The organism is Streptomyces sp. BK022 (assembly GCF_004217355.1).
In the GTDB taxonomy this organism is placed as follows: domain Bacteria; phylum Actinomycetota; class Actinomycetes; order Streptomycetales; family Streptomycetaceae; genus Streptomyces; species Streptomyces griseoluteus.
Genome location: NZ_SHKU01000001.1, coordinates 530,892 through 545,498 on the forward strand (window position 1 = coordinate 530,892; position 14,607 = coordinate 545,498).

Genomic DNA, 14,607 nt, shown 5'->3' on the forward strand with positions numbered 1-14,607 from the left:
GCACACCCTGCCACGCCCCACTCGAAGATTCGGACATTTGCTGGCAAGGTGGCCCCATGGCTGATCGGGGTGCGAGTGCCCTGTCACTCCCGGATAACCGGCCCGCCGCCCCGGACACGATCCTGGCGCTCAACCACATGGGCAGCTTCGACTGGGACCTGGACGCGGGCCTGTTCCACATGGACGCGGGGGCTCACGAGATCTTCGACCTGCGCCCCGAGGAGTACGACGGCCGGGCCACCTCGCTGGCCCTCCGGGTCCCCCCGCCGGACGCGGCGCGGCTGGACGCGGCGGTCGCCCGCGCCATCAAGAACGGCAGCGAGACCTACGGCGCCTACTTCCGCGTCCGCCGTCGCGACGGCGCCATCCGCTGGGCGCACAGCCAGGGCGCCATCCGCCGCGACGCCTCCGGCCGCCCGTACCGGGTCGTCGGCCTCGTCCGCGACGCCACCCGGGAACTCGCCGACAGCCCCGCCCGTGCGCCGCGCACCGCGCAGGAGGAGGCGTTCCGCCAGCAGGCCGGCATCGTGGAGGCCGTCTCCGCCGCGCTCGCCCACGCCCGCAGCGTCCAGGACGTCATCGACGCCCTCAAGGACACCCACGGCATCCGCCACCTCGGCGCGGCCAGCGTCGTCATCGGCCTGGTGGAGGCCGGGCGCATCCGGCTGGTCGCGGAGGGTCCCACGGAGAGCTTCGTGCCCGGCACCCGCATCACCCGGATCGACGAGCCCTACCCGATGAGCGAGGTCGTGCGCACCCTCGTCCCCCGGTTCATCGAGTCGCCGGAGGAGTTCGCCGAGGAGTACCCGATCCTCTGGCCGCACATCACCGAGCTGCACATCACCTCCGCCGCCTACCTCCCGCTGATCGCCCAGGGCCGCCCGCTCGGCGCGATGGGCCTGCTCTACAACGACCGGCGCGGCTTCTCCGCCGAGGAGCGCGCGGTCCTGATCGCCCTCGGCAGCAGCATCGCCCAGAGCCTGCAGCGGGCCATGCTCTACGAGCAGGAGAAGGACCTCGCCCAGAGCCTCCAGCAGGCGATGCTGCCCCGCACCATCCCCAGGGTCCGGGGCGCCGACGTGGCCGTGCGCTACCGCTCCGGTGCCCTCGGCCGGGACATCGGCGGCGACTGGTACGACCTGATCCCGCTGCCCGGCGGCCGGGTCGGCGCGGTCATCGGGGACGTCCAGGGCCACGACACGCACGCCGCCGCCGTCATGGGCCAGCTCCGGATCGTGCTGCGCGCCTACGCCGCCGAGGGCCACACCCCGGCCACCGTCATGGCCCGCGCCTCGGTCTTCCTCGACGAACTGGACACCGACCGCTTCGCCACCTGCCTCTACGCCCAGGCCGACCTCTCCACCGGCGTCGTCCAGGTCGTCCGCGCCGGCCACCTCGACCCCCTGCTCCGCGAGGCCGACGGCACCACCCGGCGCCTGGACCTGGAGGGCGGGCTCCCGCTCGGCCTCTCCGCCGAGTTCGGCCGCCTGGAGTACCCCGTCGCCACCCTGGAGCTGGACCCCGGCCACACCCTGCTGCTGTGCACCGACGGCCTGGTCGAACAGCCCGGCGCCGACCTGGACGACGGCATGCGGGACCTCGCGGAACTCTTCGCCCAGGGCCCGGACGACGTACGCGAACTCGCCGGGCGCCTGATCGCGATGGCCGAGGAACGCGGCGGCGAGGACGACGTCGCCCTGCTCCTGCTGCGCCGCCGGGAGCCCGAGGAACCCGGAGCGCGCGGCCGGCTGCGCCAGCACGTCGCCCCCGGCGATCCCGACGCCCTCACCCGCGCCCGGCACCTCATCGGCGCCGAGGTGCGTGCCTGGGGCGCCGGGGAGCGGGCCGACGAGATCGAACTCGTCGCCGACGAACTGATCACCAACGCGCTGATGCACACCGAGGGCTCCGCCACCGTCACCCTGCGCCTGACGACCGGCGGCGAGCGACGGCTGCGCGTCGAGGTGGAGGACTCCTCCAGCGCGCTGCCCCGCCGCCGCGAACCGCAGGACGACGGGGTCTCGGGGCGCGGGCTGCTCCTGGTCGACATGCTGGCCGACGCCTGGGGCGTGGAGGCGCGTGGCGGCGGCAAGGCCGTGTGGTGCGAGTTCCGGACGGACCCGGACGGCTGACCGCCGCCTGTCGCCGCGGCCCGCCGGTGGCACCCTGGACACATGCCGGAACTGCCCGAGGTAGAAGCGCTCAAGGACTTCCTCACCGAGCACCTGGCCGGACGCCGGGTGACCCGTGTGCAGCCGCTCGCCATCAGCGTGCTCAAGACCTACGACCCGCCGGTCACCGCCCTGGAGGGCACGGAGATCACGGCCGTGCGCCGGTACGGCAAGTTCCTGGACCTTCGAAGCGACGGCGGCCTGCACCTCGTCACCCACCTGGCCCGGGCGGGCTGGCTGCACTGGCGCGACCGCCTGCCGGACACCCCGCCGCGCCCCGGCAAGGGGCCGCTGGCGCTCAGGGTGGCGCTGGAGGGCGGCGAGGGCTTCGACCTGACCGAGGCCGGTACGCAGAAGCGGCTCGCGGTGTACGTGGTGCGCGACCCGGCCCAGGTGCCGGGGATCGCCCGGCTGGGCCCCGACCCGCTCGCCGACGACTTCGACGAGGAGCGCTTCGCGGGGCTGCTGAAGAACGAGCGGCGCCGGCTCAAGGGCGCGCTGCGGGACCAGTCGCTGATCGCGGGGGTCGGCAACGCCTACAGCGACGAGATCCTGCACGCGGCGAAGATGTCCCCGTACAAGCTCGCCGCCTCCCTCACCCCCGAGGAGACCACCCGTCTCCACACCGCCCTGCGTACCACGCTCACCGAGGCGGTGGAGCGCTCGCGGGGGATCGCGGCCGGGCGGCTGAAGGCGGAGAAGAAGAGCGGGCTGCGCGTCCACGGCCGTACCGGCGAGCCCTGCCCGGTGTGCGGGGACACCATCCGCGAGGTCTCCTTCAGCGACTCCTCGCTCCAGTACTGCCCCACCTGCCAGACCGGCGGCAGACCGCTGGCCGACCGCAGGCTGTCCCGGCTGCTGAAGTGACCCGCGCCGGTCAGCGCGCGGGCAGGGTCACCAGCCGCTCGCCCTTGTCCGTGCGCACCTCGTAGTGGTCGATGTCGTCCGGGTCGAGCGAGGAGCCGGCCGTGGTGGCGGTGGTGCCCTCGTCGTGCGCGCCGACCGTCCAGCCGCCCGCCACCTGCTCCGAGCCGTCCCGCCCGACCACGACCAGCCGGCAGGAGTGCGGACCGGCGCTGTCCCGCACCTCCAGGCGCAGCCCGCTGCCCCAGCGCTCGCCCTCGGTGGTGACCCGCGCCCACACCCCGGTACCCGGATCGGTCGCCGCCGTGACGTGGGACGCGGGCTGCCCGTGCCCGGCGAAGGCCATCACCGAGGGCCCGGCCACCGCCAGCACCACCGAGGCGGCGAGCCCGTAGAGGACTCTGCGGCGCCGGGCCCGGTGGCGTACGGTGATCTCGCCGAGCAGCCGGTCCAGGAGCCGGGGGCCGGGCTGGACCAGCGCGGGCACGAAGGCGGGCGTGGCCTCCCGGTACAGCATCAACTGCCGTGCCGTAGGGCCGAATTCGGCCGCGTCGGTCGCGCACCGGGGGCACTCGGCGAGGTGGTCCTCGAAGCGGAAGGTCTCCGCCTCGTCCAGCACGCCGAGCGCGTACGCGCCGACGGCGCGATGCCTTTCCAGGGACCTCATGCCGAATCCTCGTGCCTATGGGTGCGGGTGGGGTTACGCGGTGCACCCATTGGTACGCACCGGACGCCGGAATCACTCAAGCCGCACGCAGAAACCCGATGGGGATTCGGAGCGGCCGGGGCCCCGGATTGGTCCGAGTTCCACGTGGCCGGAAAAGGTGCCGGATTCGGCGCCGGAACGGGCTCAGAACAGATGGATGGCCAGGTGTCCGAGCGGCAGGCCGAGCCGCCAGGCCGGGGTCCACACCTTCGGCCCCTCGTCCTCCCCCCAGACCGCGCCGCCGCCCGGCACCGCGTCCAGGTCGGGCGCGAGCAGCTCGGTCTCCTCCAGCCAGCGCCAGGCGTCCCCCGCGAGCGCCAGGTCCGGGTCGGGAGTGTCCGACGTGGCCGCCTCGGCCGTCAGTTCGGCCATCCGGCCGCCGATCCACTCCCGCCACGGCTGGTCGTACGCCGTCAGCGACAGCCAGGTCTCCAACTGCGAGACGACCCGGACCCCGGAGAGTTCCCCCTCGGTGTCGGACAGGAAGACGGTGAGCGCCAGCGCGTCCCGGCCCGCCCGGAACTCGAAGGACGTCGGTGGCATCAGATCGCCGGTGCGCAGCAGCTCGTCGGCGATGTACTCGGCGTAGAACCAGGCCATCGGGACGGTGAGTTCACCGCCGCCGGCGCCGCTCGTGTGCTCGTGACCTCTGTGGAGCATCCCTGCCTGCCTTCCTCCGGTGCGTGCGCGTCGCCCGAACCCGGCCCCCCGCCCGGAACACGGATGAGGACAGCTCATGGCCCCGACGGGGGTCACGGCAAGGCGCTTTACCGAGGCTTGACCAGGCGCCCGGTTTCACCGCAGGTCAGTCGCGTATCCCGGAAGAACCTGGCGCAGGGCGCGCAGTGCGTAGTACGCGCGGGACTTCACGGTACCGGGTGGAATGCCCAGGATCTGAGCGGTCTCCGCCACGCTGGCCCCGCGGAAGTACACGAGTACGAGCACGTCACGGTGGTGCGGAGTGAGTGTCTTCACAGCCTCGCGCACGTCGAGCGCGGCGGCGGCCCGCTCGGCGTGGTCGGCGGTCACGCGGGCGTTCTCCGGTACCTCGTCCACCACCTCCGGCGGCCGGGCCCGCCGCGCCCGCCGGGCGTCTATGGCCAGTCGCCGGGCGACGGTCAGCAGCCACGGGCGGGCCGAGGCGAAGTTCTCGGCGCGCAGCGCCTCGGGATGCTGCCAGGCCCGCACGAGGGTCTCCTGCACCAGGTCCTCGGCGCGCTGCCGGTCCCCGTCGCTCAGCCGCAGCAGCAGCGCGAAGAGGGGCCGCCCGTGCTCCCGCGCCAGCGCGGCGAGTTCGTGTTCGGCGGTCGTCGTCCCTGGGGCAGTGGTCCCGGCCGTCATGGCCGTATGGCAGCGCAGCCCGCTCCCGGGCGACACCCCGCGCGCACGCCGGTGCGACGGGCGGTCGCCAGGGCTCGGTGAACGGTCGGACGAGCGGTCACCGGGCGGCCCGACAGCACCGGATGGGCTAGGGGCTGTTTGCGCGGCTGGTCAGCTTCATACCCATATGCCCGTCAGAGTTTGTCTGTCAATACGACAAGTCCCGCCGACAATCCTGGGGTGAGTTGATGATCGGACGCAGGCACCAGGTGGCCCTCGCGCTGACCGCCGCGCTCGCGGCGGTGGCCGCCTGCCAGCATCAGGACCGGGCCGGGTCCGGCGCCGGGCAGCCCGCGCCGGGCGCCGGGAAGGGCTTCACCCTCGTCGCCGCCGGTGCCGTCCACCCGTACGCGTCCGCCGCCGACCGGGCGGGCTTCGACGCCTCCGGCGGCGGACACGACTTCCGCCCCATGCTCGCCGGGGCCCGCCCGGCGGTGTCCGGCGCCGACCTGGCGCTGTGTCACCTGGAGCCGGTCCAGGGCGCCGACGGCGACCCGGCCGTCGCCGCGCTGCCCCCGCTCGCCCAGGGCCTCGCCGCCACCGGCTACGACAGCTGCTCCACCGCCTCCCCGCAGGCCGACGGCGCCGGGATCACCCGCACGCTGAACGCCCTCGACCAGGCGGGCGTACGGCACGCCGGGACCTCCCGCACCGACGCCGAGGCCCGCACCGTCACCCTGCTGCGCGCGGGCACCGCCAAGGTCGCCCATCTGTCGTACGCCTACGACACCACCGGGCAGTCCGGCGCCGTGGACCCGGCCGACGCGGGCCGGATCGCCGCCGCCGCGCGGGCCGCCCGGAAGGCGGGCGCCGACGTGGTCGTGCTCTCCGTCAACTGGGGCTCCGCCGGTCAGGACGCCCCGGACGCCGGGCAGGTCACCCTCGCCAAGCAGCTCACGGCCGCCAAGACCGGCGGGCGCCCCGACATCGACCTCGTCCTCGGCGACCACGCCCAGGTGCCCCAGCCCTACGAGAAGGTCAACGGCACCTGGGTGGTGTACGGCATGGGCGACCAGATCGCCGACGGCGGCGCCGGCACGGGGGAGTGGCGCGGCAACGAGTCCACCCTCGCCCGCTTCACCTTCGCCCCGCCCGCCAGGGCCGGCGCCCGCTGGGACGTGCGCCGCGCCGAGTTCCTGCCCCAGGTGTACGACCTCGACGCCGGCCGGGCCATCGACGTGAACCGCGCCATCGCCGCGGGCGCCGACCTCGACGCCACCCGCGACCGGGTCCGCAACACCGTGCTCAGCCGGGGCGCGGCCAAGGCCGGGCTCACCATGGGGCAGTGATCACCCGGTCGGCGGCCGCCGGGCCAGTACCGAGTGGCGGTAGGAATAGCCGAAGTAGACGACACAGCCGATCAGGAACCAGATGGCGAACCGCACCCAGGTCTGCCACTCCAGGAAGGTGACCAGCCAGAGCGAGAACAGCGCGCCGAGCGCCGGGACGAACGGCATCAGCGGGGTACGGAAGCCGCGCGGCAGGTCCGGCCGCCGGTAGCGCAGCACGATCACCGCGACGCAGACCACCACGAACGCCAGCAGGATGCCGATGTTGGTCAGCTCGGCCGCCTCGCCGATCGGCACGAACCCGGCGATGGCGGCCGCCCCCGCGCCCACGATCCAGGTCACCCGGGTCGGCACGCGCCGGGTGGGGTGCGTCTTGGCGAACCAGCGCGGCAGCAGCCCGTCGCGGGCCATCGAGAACCAGACGCGGGTCACGCCCAGCATGAAGGTGAACATCACGGTGAGGATGCCGATGATCGCGCCCACCGCGATCACGTCGGCCAGCCCGCCGAGGCCCACCGACTTGAAGGCCGAGGAGAACCCGCTCTCCGGGTCGATGTCCTTGTAGTTCTGCATGCCGGTCAGCACCAGACAGGCCGCCACGTACAGCACCATCGAGATGACCAGCGAGTAGATGATCGCCTTCGGCATGTGCCGCTGGGCGTCCTTGGACTCCTCCGCCGCCGTCGACATCGCGTCGTAGCCGAACACCGCGAAGAACACCGTGGCCGCGCCGGTGAAGGCGCCGCTGATGCCGAAGGGGAAGAAGGGGTGGTAGTTCGCGGTGTCGATGTGGAAGAAGCCCACCGCGATCACCAGCAGCACCACCAGCACCTTCAGCGCCACCACGAACGTCTCGAACCGGGCCGCGCTCTTCATGCCCAGGTTCAGCAGCCAGGCGATCAGCAGGCAGAGGATCGCCGCGAACAGGTCGACCCGGTGGCCCGAGCCGGTCCCGGGCGCGCCCAGCATCCACGCGGGCAGGTCCGCGCCCGCCTCCTCCACCAGGAAGCTGAAGTAGCCGGAGATGCCGATGGCGACCACCGCCACGATCGCGGTGTACTCCAGCAGCAGGTCCCAGCCGATGAACCAGCCCACGAACTCGCCCAGCACCGCGTACCCGTAGGTGTACGCCGACCCCGCCTTCGGGATCATGCCCGCGAACTCGGCGTACGACAGTGCCGCGCAGGCGCTCGCGAAACCGGCGATCAGGAACGACACCACCACGGCGGGGCCGGCCTTGCCGTTGGCGACGGTGCCGGCGAGCGTGAAGATGCCCGCGCCGATGATGCCGCCCACTCCGATCGCGGTGAGCTGCCACAGGCCGAGCGAACGGTCCAGACCGCCCTCGGCCGCCTCGGACTCCTCGATGTGTTCAATGGGTTTGCGACGGAGAATCCCCTCACCCGAACGGATCTTGGCCACACGCCTCACCTCTTCCCCGGCGGCAAACGGCTGACGGCGGATCATGATGGCTCAGCACCGGCCGGTTCGGAAGACGCCACGCACGACGCCTCAGGCCACGGCCCAGTCCGGTACCCAGGTGCCGGAGACGCGCGGCGCCTCGGAGCCGCCGGCCAGATGCGCGCGCAGGGCAGCGAGGCCCGGGTGGGCGTTGGCCCGGTCCCAGATCAGGGAGTGCGGATAGACCGGCGTCGGTCCGGTGACCGGAATCCGCCGCAGATCGTGCCCGGCGGGCCAGGCGAGCCGGGGGTGCTCACCCATGAACGTCGCCAGCTCCGGTGACCCGGCGATCCGGTCCAGCATCGCGGTGCTGCCGAAGTTGGGACCCGCCGAGTCGATGGTGAGCCCGAACTCCGCCGCCAGGGAGGCGTAGTACGCGGCCCACTCCACGCCCTCCACGATGCTCGGCATCCAGATCCGGTGCCCGGCCAGCCCGGCCGGGGTCACCGAGTCCGCGTCGGCGAGGGCGTGCTCCGGGCCGGTGAGCAGATGCAGCGGCTCGTCCAGCACGCGGGCGCTCGCCAGGCTCTCGGGCAGCGGCCTGCCCGGCATGCCGACCGCGCGGAAGGTCGCGTCGACCCGGCCCGCCCGCACGGCGGCCACGGCGGTGTCCGCGTCGAACAGCGTGACCACGTCCAGTTCCACCCCCGGATGCGCCTCGTGGAAGCCGCGCAGCAGGACGGCCGGGGCCACCCTCGGGCCGATCACGTCCACCCGGAGCGCTCGGCGCCCCGGCCGGACCGAGGCGGCCGCACGCTCCTCGGCCAGCAGCAGTGCCCGCGCGTGCGGCAGGAACGCCCGCCCGTCCAGCGTCGGTTCCGCGCCCCGCGCGGTCCGGGTGAACAGCCGCACCCCGAGGTCCCGCTCCAGCGCCGCGATCCGTTTGGACACCGCCTGCTGGGTGATGGCGAGCACGGCGGCCGCCTCCTGGAACTGCCCCGTGTCCGCCACGGCGACGAAGGTGCGTACGGCCTTGAGGTCCATGGCCGACAGGGTAGTCGTACAACCAGTGGTTGTGCCGGTGTGGGATCTGGTTGTTTGCTCCCGTCCTGCCCCGGCGGATTTCATGACCTCGGTCAACGAGAGGTTGTGCGATGAAGCTGGGGTCGCGGTTCGGGTGGCTGTGGGCGGCGTACGCCGTGAGCGCGGCCGGGACCTGGCTGGCGTTCGACGCCTTCGCGCTGATCGCGCTCCTCGTGCTGCACACGGGCCCCGCCCAGGTGGCCCTGCTGGCATCCGCCGGACCGGCCGTGGGCGCGGTGCTGGCGGTGCCGCTCGGACCCTGGATGGAGTTCCGCCGCAAGCGACCCGTCATGATCATGGCGGACCTGGTCCGGTGCGCCGCCCTGCTCGCCGTCCCCGCGGCCCACTTCCTCGGGGTGCTCGGCTTCGGCCAGCTGCTGCTCGTCTCCATGGTCGTGGCCGCCGCCGACCTCACCTTCACCGCGGCCTCCGGCGCCCAACTGAAAAGCCTCGTCCCGCCCGCCGGGCTGCTCACCGCCACCAGCAGGTTCGAGTCCACCACCTGGACCGCCACCGTGCTCGGGCCCCCGCTCGGCGGCGCCGCCGTCGGCCTGTTCGGGCCCGTGGTGACGGTCGCCGCCAACGCCCTGAGCTTCCTGCTGTCCGCCCTCGGCATCCGTGCCGTCAAGGGCACCGAGACCGCCCCGGAACGCCCGCCCCGCGACCCGGCGCGGCCGCGCGCCGCCGGTCTGCTCGACGGCTGGCGGCACCTGCTCGACAGCCCCGAGCTGCGTCCGCTGTTCCTCAACACGGTCCTGGTGAACGGACTGATCATGGCGCAGGCCCCGCCGCTCGCCGTCCTCATGCTCGGCCCGCTCGGCTTCGCACCCTGGAGTTACGGCCTCGCCTTCGCCGTGCCCTGCCTCGGCGGACTTCTCGGCTCCCGGCTCGCCCGCCCCCTCGCCGCCCGCTACGGCAGGCGCCGCGTGCTGCTCACCTCGGGCGTGCTGCGGGCCTGCTGGCCGGTGGGACTGGCGTTCGTCCGGCCCGGTGTGGCCGGCCTGGTCCTCGTCATGGCGGTCGAGCTGTGCCTGATCACCTGCGCGGGCGTGTTCAACCCGGTGCTGGCCGCCGAGCGGCTGGAGCGCACCCCCGACGACCGCCTGGCCCGTACGCTCTCCGCCTGGTCGGTCTCCACCAAGACCGGTACGGCCGCGCTGACCGCGCTGTGGGGCCTGCTCGCCTCGCTCACCGGCCCGCGCACCGCCATCGCCGCGGCCGGGGTACTGCTCCTGGCGACCGCGCCGATGCTGCGGCCCCTGGCTACGGGACGACGGTCACCGGCCACCGCCCCGCCTTCACCAGCCGGATCGCCACCGACCCGATGATCCGGTGTCCGGCCTGCTCCGAGGCGCCCACGACCACCGCGTCCGCCTTCAGCTCGCCGGCCGCCTGCACCAGGCCGTTGAAGGGGTCGCCGCGGAAGGTGTGGAACTCCCAGCGCACCTCGAATATCCCCTTCACCCGCTCCGCCGCCTCCCTGATCTGCGCGATCAGGTCCTCGGCGATCTCGTCCGTGGCCTGCGCCACCGGCACCCCGAGCGCCGCCCCGGCCGCCAGCACCGGCTGCACGTACACCACCGCCAGGAGCGCCCCCTGGCGCCGGGCCAGACCGCCCGCGTAGGCGGCCGCCCGCAGCGAGGAGTCGGAGCCGTCCACGCCGACGACGATGACCTTGGGACCGTCCGTGCCCCGCTCGAACCGGTGCCGCTCGTGCTCTGCCTGCTGTTCCGTCACGGCGGTGAGGCTATCGGAAGCCGCCGTTCCGTCCAGTGCGCGGGCAGCGGTGCCTTCGGAATCGGGCCGCCACTGGGCCGACCGGGTGGACCGGACCCGCCGCACCGGTGTCGGTGCGGTGCGGCGCGGGGCCGGCGGGCGACTGATGGTTCATGGAGAAGGATCAGTTGTTCACACGGCGCCGGATGCTCCTCGGATCGGCCGCCGTCCTCGGCGCCGCGGGCGCCGGGGGAGTCCTCATGTCGGGCGGTGGCGACGAGGCCGCCCGCACCACCGCCGGCCTCGCCGGGCCCCAGGCCCGGCAGGCCCTCAAGCCCTCCGCGTTCCGCCTCCAGCCCCTCATCGGCTCCGGCAGCCCGCACACCGCCCCCGGCAAGCTGAAGGTGCGTCACCAGCCCATCCTGCGCCTCACCGGCAGGGGCCGGAACATGATGCTCACCTTCGACGACGGCCCCCACCCCGACTACACCCCGCACATCCTGGACACCCTCGCCAAGTACGACGTACGCGCGATGTTCTTCGTGTGCGGGGAGATGGCCGTCGACAACAAGGAACTCCTGGCCCGGATGGCCGAGGAGGGACATGTGGTCGGCAACCACACCTGGACCCACCCGCTGCTCACCGAGATGTCCCGGCGTGACATCCGCGACGAGATCGAGCGGACCAGCGACGTCATCGAGGACGCCTACGGGGACCGCCCGCAGTGGTTCCGCGCCCCCTACGGCGCCTGGAACCGGGCCACCTTCCAGCTCGGTGCCGAGATGGGCATGGAGCCGATGGCCTGGACCGTCGACACCACCGACTGGATGACCCCCGGCACGAGCACGGTCGTCAAGCGGGTCGAACACGGCGCCGCCCCCGGCGTCGTCATCCTCTCCCACGACGCCGGGGGCGACCGGACGCAGAGCGTCCGCGCGATCCGCGAGTACCTGCCCTATCTGCTCGACCACGGCTACCACCTCACCGTCCCGCCCCGCCGCATGACCTAGACCGTCCGCCTCCGGTCGCGGGGGCTCAGGCTCCCGTGACCAGGCGGGCGAAGACGACCACGTTGCCGTCGTAGCCGTTCTGCTTGGAGAAGCCGCCACCGCAGGTGATCACCCGCAGTTCCGGGGTGCCCTTGGAGCCGTAGACGCGGTCGCCGGGGAACTTGCTCTTCTCGAAGACCTCGACCCCGTACACCTCGAACACCGCGGTCCGGCCGTCCTGCCGGGCCACCTCGACCCGGTCGCCCTTCTTCAGTGCGCCGAGCCCGTAGAAGACGGCCGGCCCCCGGGTGTTGTCGACATGGCCGACGATCACCGAAGTGCCCTTCTCGCCGGGGGAGACCGCGCCGGTGAACCAGCCGGCCAGGTTCGGGTCCTCGGGCGGGGGCGCGCCGACCCAGCCGTCCGCGTCCAGGCCCACCGGGGTGACCGGGGCGTCGACCTGGATCGCCGGGATGCGGACCCGGTCCGCGGGGGAGAACGACAGGCCGACCGGGGCCGAGGCGGGCGCGGGCCCCTCGGTGCTCGGTGCGGACCTCGTGTCGGGGGCCGGGGCGGCGGCCGCCGCGGGTTGCGGGGGGCCGACGTCGAACTCGCCGGACCCGTTCCGGATCAGCGCCACACCGGTCAGCAGCACGAGCGCCAGCACGCCCCAGGGGGCGCGTCTTCTGCGCCGCTCCTCCCGTTCGCTCCACTCCGCCAGCTCGGACGCAGACATTCGCCATCCCCTCTCGACGCGGCTGTCACCACGTCCGTCGCGCATGGGAAAACGCTAAGTCCCGAGCGGAGGGGCGGCGACGGGGCGGCGGGCGAACGGGTGGCGGCCCCGCTTTCCGGTGCGCCATCCGAGTTGCAGAGCGGAGATAATTTCTGACGGGGTGTGACCTGCGGCGATATCCGATTGTGTGGTTGTCGGACAGGAGGGGTCCTCACCAGGACGGACCATTCTCGACATGCGGGCGTGTTCCTTGCGGCCGAGGGTTCTGTCGGGAGGCGCTTTCTCGCCGATCGACCGGGGACCGGCCCCGGCGTGCCTCTCGCGGAGGAACACATGCGTAACCAGCGTGCCTTGGCGGCCACGTGCGCCGCGATCGCCGTGCTCGGTCTCGCCGCCCCCGTCGCCGTCGCGGACGGCATGGGCAACGGGAACGGCACCACCACCGTGACGGGCGTCAGCCCGAACACCGGGGTCTTCAACGGGAACGGCAATTTCAACGGCAACTTCAACAACGGCAACGGGAACTTCAACGGCAACGGCAATTTCAACGGGAACGGGAACTTCAACGGGAACGGCAACGGCAACTTCAACAACCACGGGAACTTCGGGAACGGCAACGGGAACGGCAACTTCAACAACGGCAACCGGGGCAACGACAACTTCGGCAACGGCAACGGCAACGGCAACGGGCACGGGAACGACAACTTCGGCGGTGGCGACGGCAACGGCGGTCACGGCGGCGGTGGCAACGACGGCAACCTCCGCAACATCCTCGTCACCCCCAGCGTCCTCCCCGCCGGCGGGCGCCTGACCATCGCCGTCGAGGGCTGCCGCGGCGGCACCGTCACCTCGCGCGCCTTCCGCGCCGCCCGGCTGCAGGGGAACGGCAGCGCCTCCCGCGTCACCGTCACCGTCGACCGCAACGCCCGCCCCGGCCGCTACGACATCACCGTCGAATGCGGCGGCCGCACCCTGACCCGCCCCAACGCCTTCACCGTGATCGGCGGTGTCAACGGCGGCCTCGGCGGCAGCACCACCTCCGGCGCCACCCGCGCGGACATGGCCATCGGCGGCGGCCTCGTCGCCTCCGCCGCACTCGGCGGCGGCGCCGTCTGGCTGCGCCGCCGCACCGAGAAGCGCGCCTGAGTCACGTCCCCGCGTCCTCGCCGGCGCGGGAGATGCCCGCACAGGCCCTCGTCCCACCCCTCGCCGGGCCGGGACGAGGGCCTCCGGCATTCCTAGGCGTGCGGGAACAGCGTCAGGAACGGCTCCGCCGTCACCGCGATGCCCCGGCTGAAGGGGGCGTCGAAGTCCCAGATCAGGAACAGCATGAACGCGATGGTGGCCGAGAACAGCCCCGCGAGGACCAGTTCCCGCGCGGTACGCCGGATCTGGAGGGCGAACACCATCCCCACCGTGATCACGGCCCCGGCGAGCAGCCCCCACCACACCACGGGCGGCATGGTCGGGCCGGTGGAGTCGGCGCGGGCGTTGCGGGCCTGGTCGGCCGCGGCCACCTGGTCCACCAGCGGCTGGTACGCCTGCGCCTCGAAGTCGCTGCGCGGCTGGTAGTCCGTCACGTCCTGCCGCACCGTGTCCAGCAGCCGCGAACCCCGCGCGGTGACCTCCCCCTTGTCCGTCATCGACTTCCACTCGGTGTCCACGACGTACGAGACGTACGCGTCGATGTCCGCGCGGACCTGGTCACGTACGTCCGCCGGGTACACCCGGACGCGCTCGGACACCTCGTGGAGTGCCTGCGCCTCGGCCTGGACGGTGTCCCCGGCCGCGCTGCGCGCCTCCCAGACGCCCGCGATGGCGAGGCCCAGCACGATGGCGTACACCACCCCGATCCACATCGTCATGTACTCGATGACGTCGGGCGTCTCGCTGGGGTCCTCGTCCTCCGGCGCCCGCCGGTGCCGGACGAGGGTGATCAGCACCACCACGGCACAGGCGCCCAGCATGGCCAGGACGAGAACGAGCCAATCCGACAACGGATACCTCCAGGGGTGGGTGCGGCCGCGTCACCGCGGGCGCAGCGCCGCGACGGCGACGATCGCGGGGATGGTGACGAGCAGGACGTAGCGGACCGGCGAGGTGTGGGAGCGGGCGATGTGCCGGGCGGGACGGGCGTGGTACGCCGGGTAGCTCACCGGGGTCACCGTCGGCCGGGGGGTGGGCTTCGGCGGCTTCGGCGCCGGCCGGAGTGGCGGCGGTTCGGGTGCCGGGGCGGGCGGGGGCGGTGGGGTCGGGGCCGGGCGCGGTGCCG

At 73.2% G+C, this 14,607-nt stretch carries 15 protein-coding genes; 6 read left to right on the forward strand and 9 right to left on the reverse strand.

Annotation, left to right across the window (positions count from 1 at the left end; genetic code table 11):
• Positions 1-56: 56 nt before the first annotated feature.
• On the forward strand, positions 57-2,132 hold the full coding sequence (locus tag EV284_RS02395) for a SpoIIE family protein phosphatase (RefSeq protein ID WP_130329739.1): 2,076 nt from the start codon (positions 57-59) through the stop codon (positions 2,130-2,132).
• A gap of 42 nt (positions 2,133-2,174) precedes the next feature.
• Positions 2,175-3,038, forward strand: coding sequence for a DNA-formamidopyrimidine glycosylase family protein (locus EV284_RS02400; protein ID WP_130329741.1), 864 nt, complete (start codon positions 2,175-2,177; stop codon positions 3,036-3,038).
• Positions 3,039-3,048: 10 nt separating this feature from the next.
• On the opposite strand, the gene EV284_RS02405 is transcribed toward EV284_RS02400, so the two are convergent.
• The 3 genes from EV284_RS02405 to EV284_RS02415 form a co-directional block, all read right to left on the reverse strand.
• Positions 3,049-3,702, reverse strand: a complete 654-nt coding sequence (locus EV284_RS02405; RefSeq protein ID WP_130329743.1) for a zf-HC2 domain-containing protein — start codon at positions 3,700-3,702, stop codon at positions 3,049-3,051.
• Between the two features lie 183 nt (positions 3,703-3,885).
• A complete protein-coding gene (locus tag EV284_RS02410) occupies positions 3,886-4,401 on the reverse strand; it encodes a hypothetical protein (RefSeq protein ID WP_130329745.1) in 516 nt (171 codons plus the stop codon).
• A 135-nt stretch (positions 4,402-4,536) separates the two neighbouring features.
• Positions 4,537-5,082 (reverse strand): sigma-70 family RNA polymerase sigma factor, encoded by a 546-nt coding sequence (locus EV284_RS02415; RefSeq protein WP_130329747.1) that lies wholly within the window; start codon positions 5,080-5,082, stop codon positions 4,537-4,539.
• Positions 5,083-5,309: 227 nt separating this feature from the next.
• Here EV284_RS02415 and EV284_RS02420 point away from each other — a divergent pair, with 227 nt between their 5' ends.
• Positions 5,310-6,410, forward strand: coding sequence for a CapA family protein (locus tag EV284_RS02420; protein ID WP_130329749.1), 1,101 nt, complete (start codon positions 5,310-5,312; stop codon positions 6,408-6,410).
• Here EV284_RS02420 and EV284_RS02425 read toward each other — a convergent pair whose 3' ends face one another.
• Both EV284_RS02425 and EV284_RS02430 read right to left on the reverse strand, forming a co-directional pair.
• Positions 6,411-7,832: an amino acid permease gene (locus EV284_RS02425; RefSeq protein WP_130329751.1), complete on the reverse strand. Its 1,422-nt coding sequence runs from the start codon at positions 7,830-7,832 to the stop codon at positions 6,411-6,413.
• A 90-nt stretch (positions 7,833-7,922) separates the two neighbouring features.
• Positions 7,923-8,855, reverse strand: coding sequence for a LysR family transcriptional regulator (locus EV284_RS02430; RefSeq protein ID WP_130329753.1), 933 nt, complete (start codon positions 8,853-8,855; stop codon positions 7,923-7,925).
• A gap of 110 nt (positions 8,856-8,965) precedes the next feature.
• On the opposite strand from EV284_RS02430, the gene EV284_RS02435 reads away from it, so the two are divergent.
• The gene (locus EV284_RS02435) at positions 8,966-10,222 is read left to right on the forward strand and encodes an MFS transporter (RefSeq protein ID WP_130329755.1); all 1,257 of its coding nucleotides are present in this window, start codon (positions 8,966-8,968) and stop codon (positions 10,220-10,222) included.
• On the opposite strand, the gene EV284_RS02440 is transcribed toward EV284_RS02435, so the two are convergent.
• The gene (locus EV284_RS02440; RefSeq protein WP_130329757.1) at positions 10,158-10,631 is read right to left on the reverse strand and encodes a universal stress protein; all 474 of its coding nucleotides are present in this window, start codon (positions 10,629-10,631) and stop codon (positions 10,158-10,160) included. The genes EV284_RS02435 and EV284_RS02440 overlap by 65 nt on opposite strands.
• Positions 10,632-10,783: 152 nt before the next feature.
• On the opposite strand from EV284_RS02440, the gene EV284_RS02445 reads away from it, so the two are divergent.
• Entirely contained in the window at positions 10,784-11,620 is an 837-nt protein-coding gene (locus tag EV284_RS02445; RefSeq protein WP_130329759.1) for a polysaccharide deacetylase family protein, read from the forward strand.
• Positions 11,621-11,645: 25 nt separating this feature from the next.
• Here the strand turns inward: EV284_RS02445 and EV284_RS02450 are convergent, their stop codons facing one another.
• The gene (locus EV284_RS02450) at positions 11,646-12,335 is read right to left on the reverse strand and encodes a class F sortase (RefSeq protein ID WP_130329761.1); all 690 of its coding nucleotides are present in this window, start codon (positions 12,333-12,335) and stop codon (positions 11,646-11,648) included.
• A 333-nt stretch (positions 12,336-12,668) separates the two neighbouring features.
• On the opposite strand from EV284_RS02450, the gene EV284_RS02455 reads away from it, so the two are divergent.
• The gene (locus EV284_RS02455; protein WP_130330991.1) at positions 12,669-13,481 is read left to right on the forward strand and encodes a hypothetical protein; all 813 of its coding nucleotides are present in this window, start codon (positions 12,669-12,671) and stop codon (positions 13,479-13,481) included.
• A gap of 92 nt (positions 13,482-13,573) precedes the next feature.
• Here EV284_RS02455 and EV284_RS02460 read toward each other — a convergent pair whose 3' ends face one another.
• Together EV284_RS02460 and EV284_RS33490 are read right to left on the reverse strand one after the other, a co-directional pair.
• Complete coding sequence (locus EV284_RS02460; RefSeq protein ID WP_130329763.1) at positions 13,574-14,332, reverse strand: DUF4239 domain-containing protein; 759 nt, start codon at positions 14,330-14,332, stop codon at positions 13,574-13,576.
• Between the two features lie 30 nt (positions 14,333-14,362).
• Positions 14,363-14,491, reverse strand: a complete 129-nt coding sequence (locus EV284_RS33490; protein ID WP_278045803.1) for a hypothetical protein — start codon at positions 14,489-14,491, stop codon at positions 14,363-14,365.
• Positions 14,492-14,607: the final 116 nt, after the last annotated feature.

Excerpts from the sequence above, each read along its gene's own strand:
- EV284_RS02445 (WP_130329759.1), top strand. The coding sequence starts at position 10,784 with ATGGAGAAGGATCAGTTGTTCACACGGCGCCGGATGCTCCTCGGATCG.
- EV284_RS02415 (WP_130329747.1), bottom strand. The coding sequence starts at position 5,082 with ATGACGGCCGGGACCACTGCCCCAGGGACGACGACCGCCGAACACGAA.
- EV284_RS02400 (WP_130329741.1), top strand. The coding sequence starts at position 2,175 with ATGCCGGAACTGCCCGAGGTAGAAGCGCTCAAGGACTTCCTCACCGAG.
- EV284_RS02405 (WP_130329743.1), bottom strand. The coding sequence starts at position 3,702 with ATGAGGTCCCTGGAAAGGCATCGCGCCGTCGGCGCGTACGCGCTCGGC.
- EV284_RS02410 (WP_130329745.1), bottom strand. The coding sequence starts at position 4,401 with ATGCTCCACAGAGGTCACGAGCACACGAGCGGCGCCGGCGGCGGTGAA.
- EV284_RS02420 (WP_130329749.1), top strand. The coding sequence starts at position 5,310 with ATGATCGGACGCAGGCACCAGGTGGCCCTCGCGCTGACCGCCGCGCTC.
- EV284_RS02435 (WP_130329755.1), top strand. The coding sequence starts at position 8,966 with ATGAAGCTGGGGTCGCGGTTCGGGTGGCTGTGGGCGGCGTACGCCGTG.
- EV284_RS02450 (WP_130329761.1), bottom strand. The coding sequence starts at position 12,335 with ATGTCTGCGTCCGAGCTGGCGGAGTGGAGCGAACGGGAGGAGCGGCGC.
- EV284_RS02430 (WP_130329753.1), bottom strand. The coding sequence starts at position 8,855 with ATGGACCTCAAGGCCGTACGCACCTTCGTCGCCGTGGCGGACACGGGG.
- EV284_RS02395 (WP_130329739.1), top strand. The coding sequence starts at position 57 with ATGGCTGATCGGGGTGCGAGTGCCCTGTCACTCCCGGATAACCGGCCC.
- EV284_RS02455 (WP_130330991.1), top strand. The coding sequence starts at position 12,669 with ATGCGTAACCAGCGTGCCTTGGCGGCCACGTGCGCCGCGATCGCCGTG.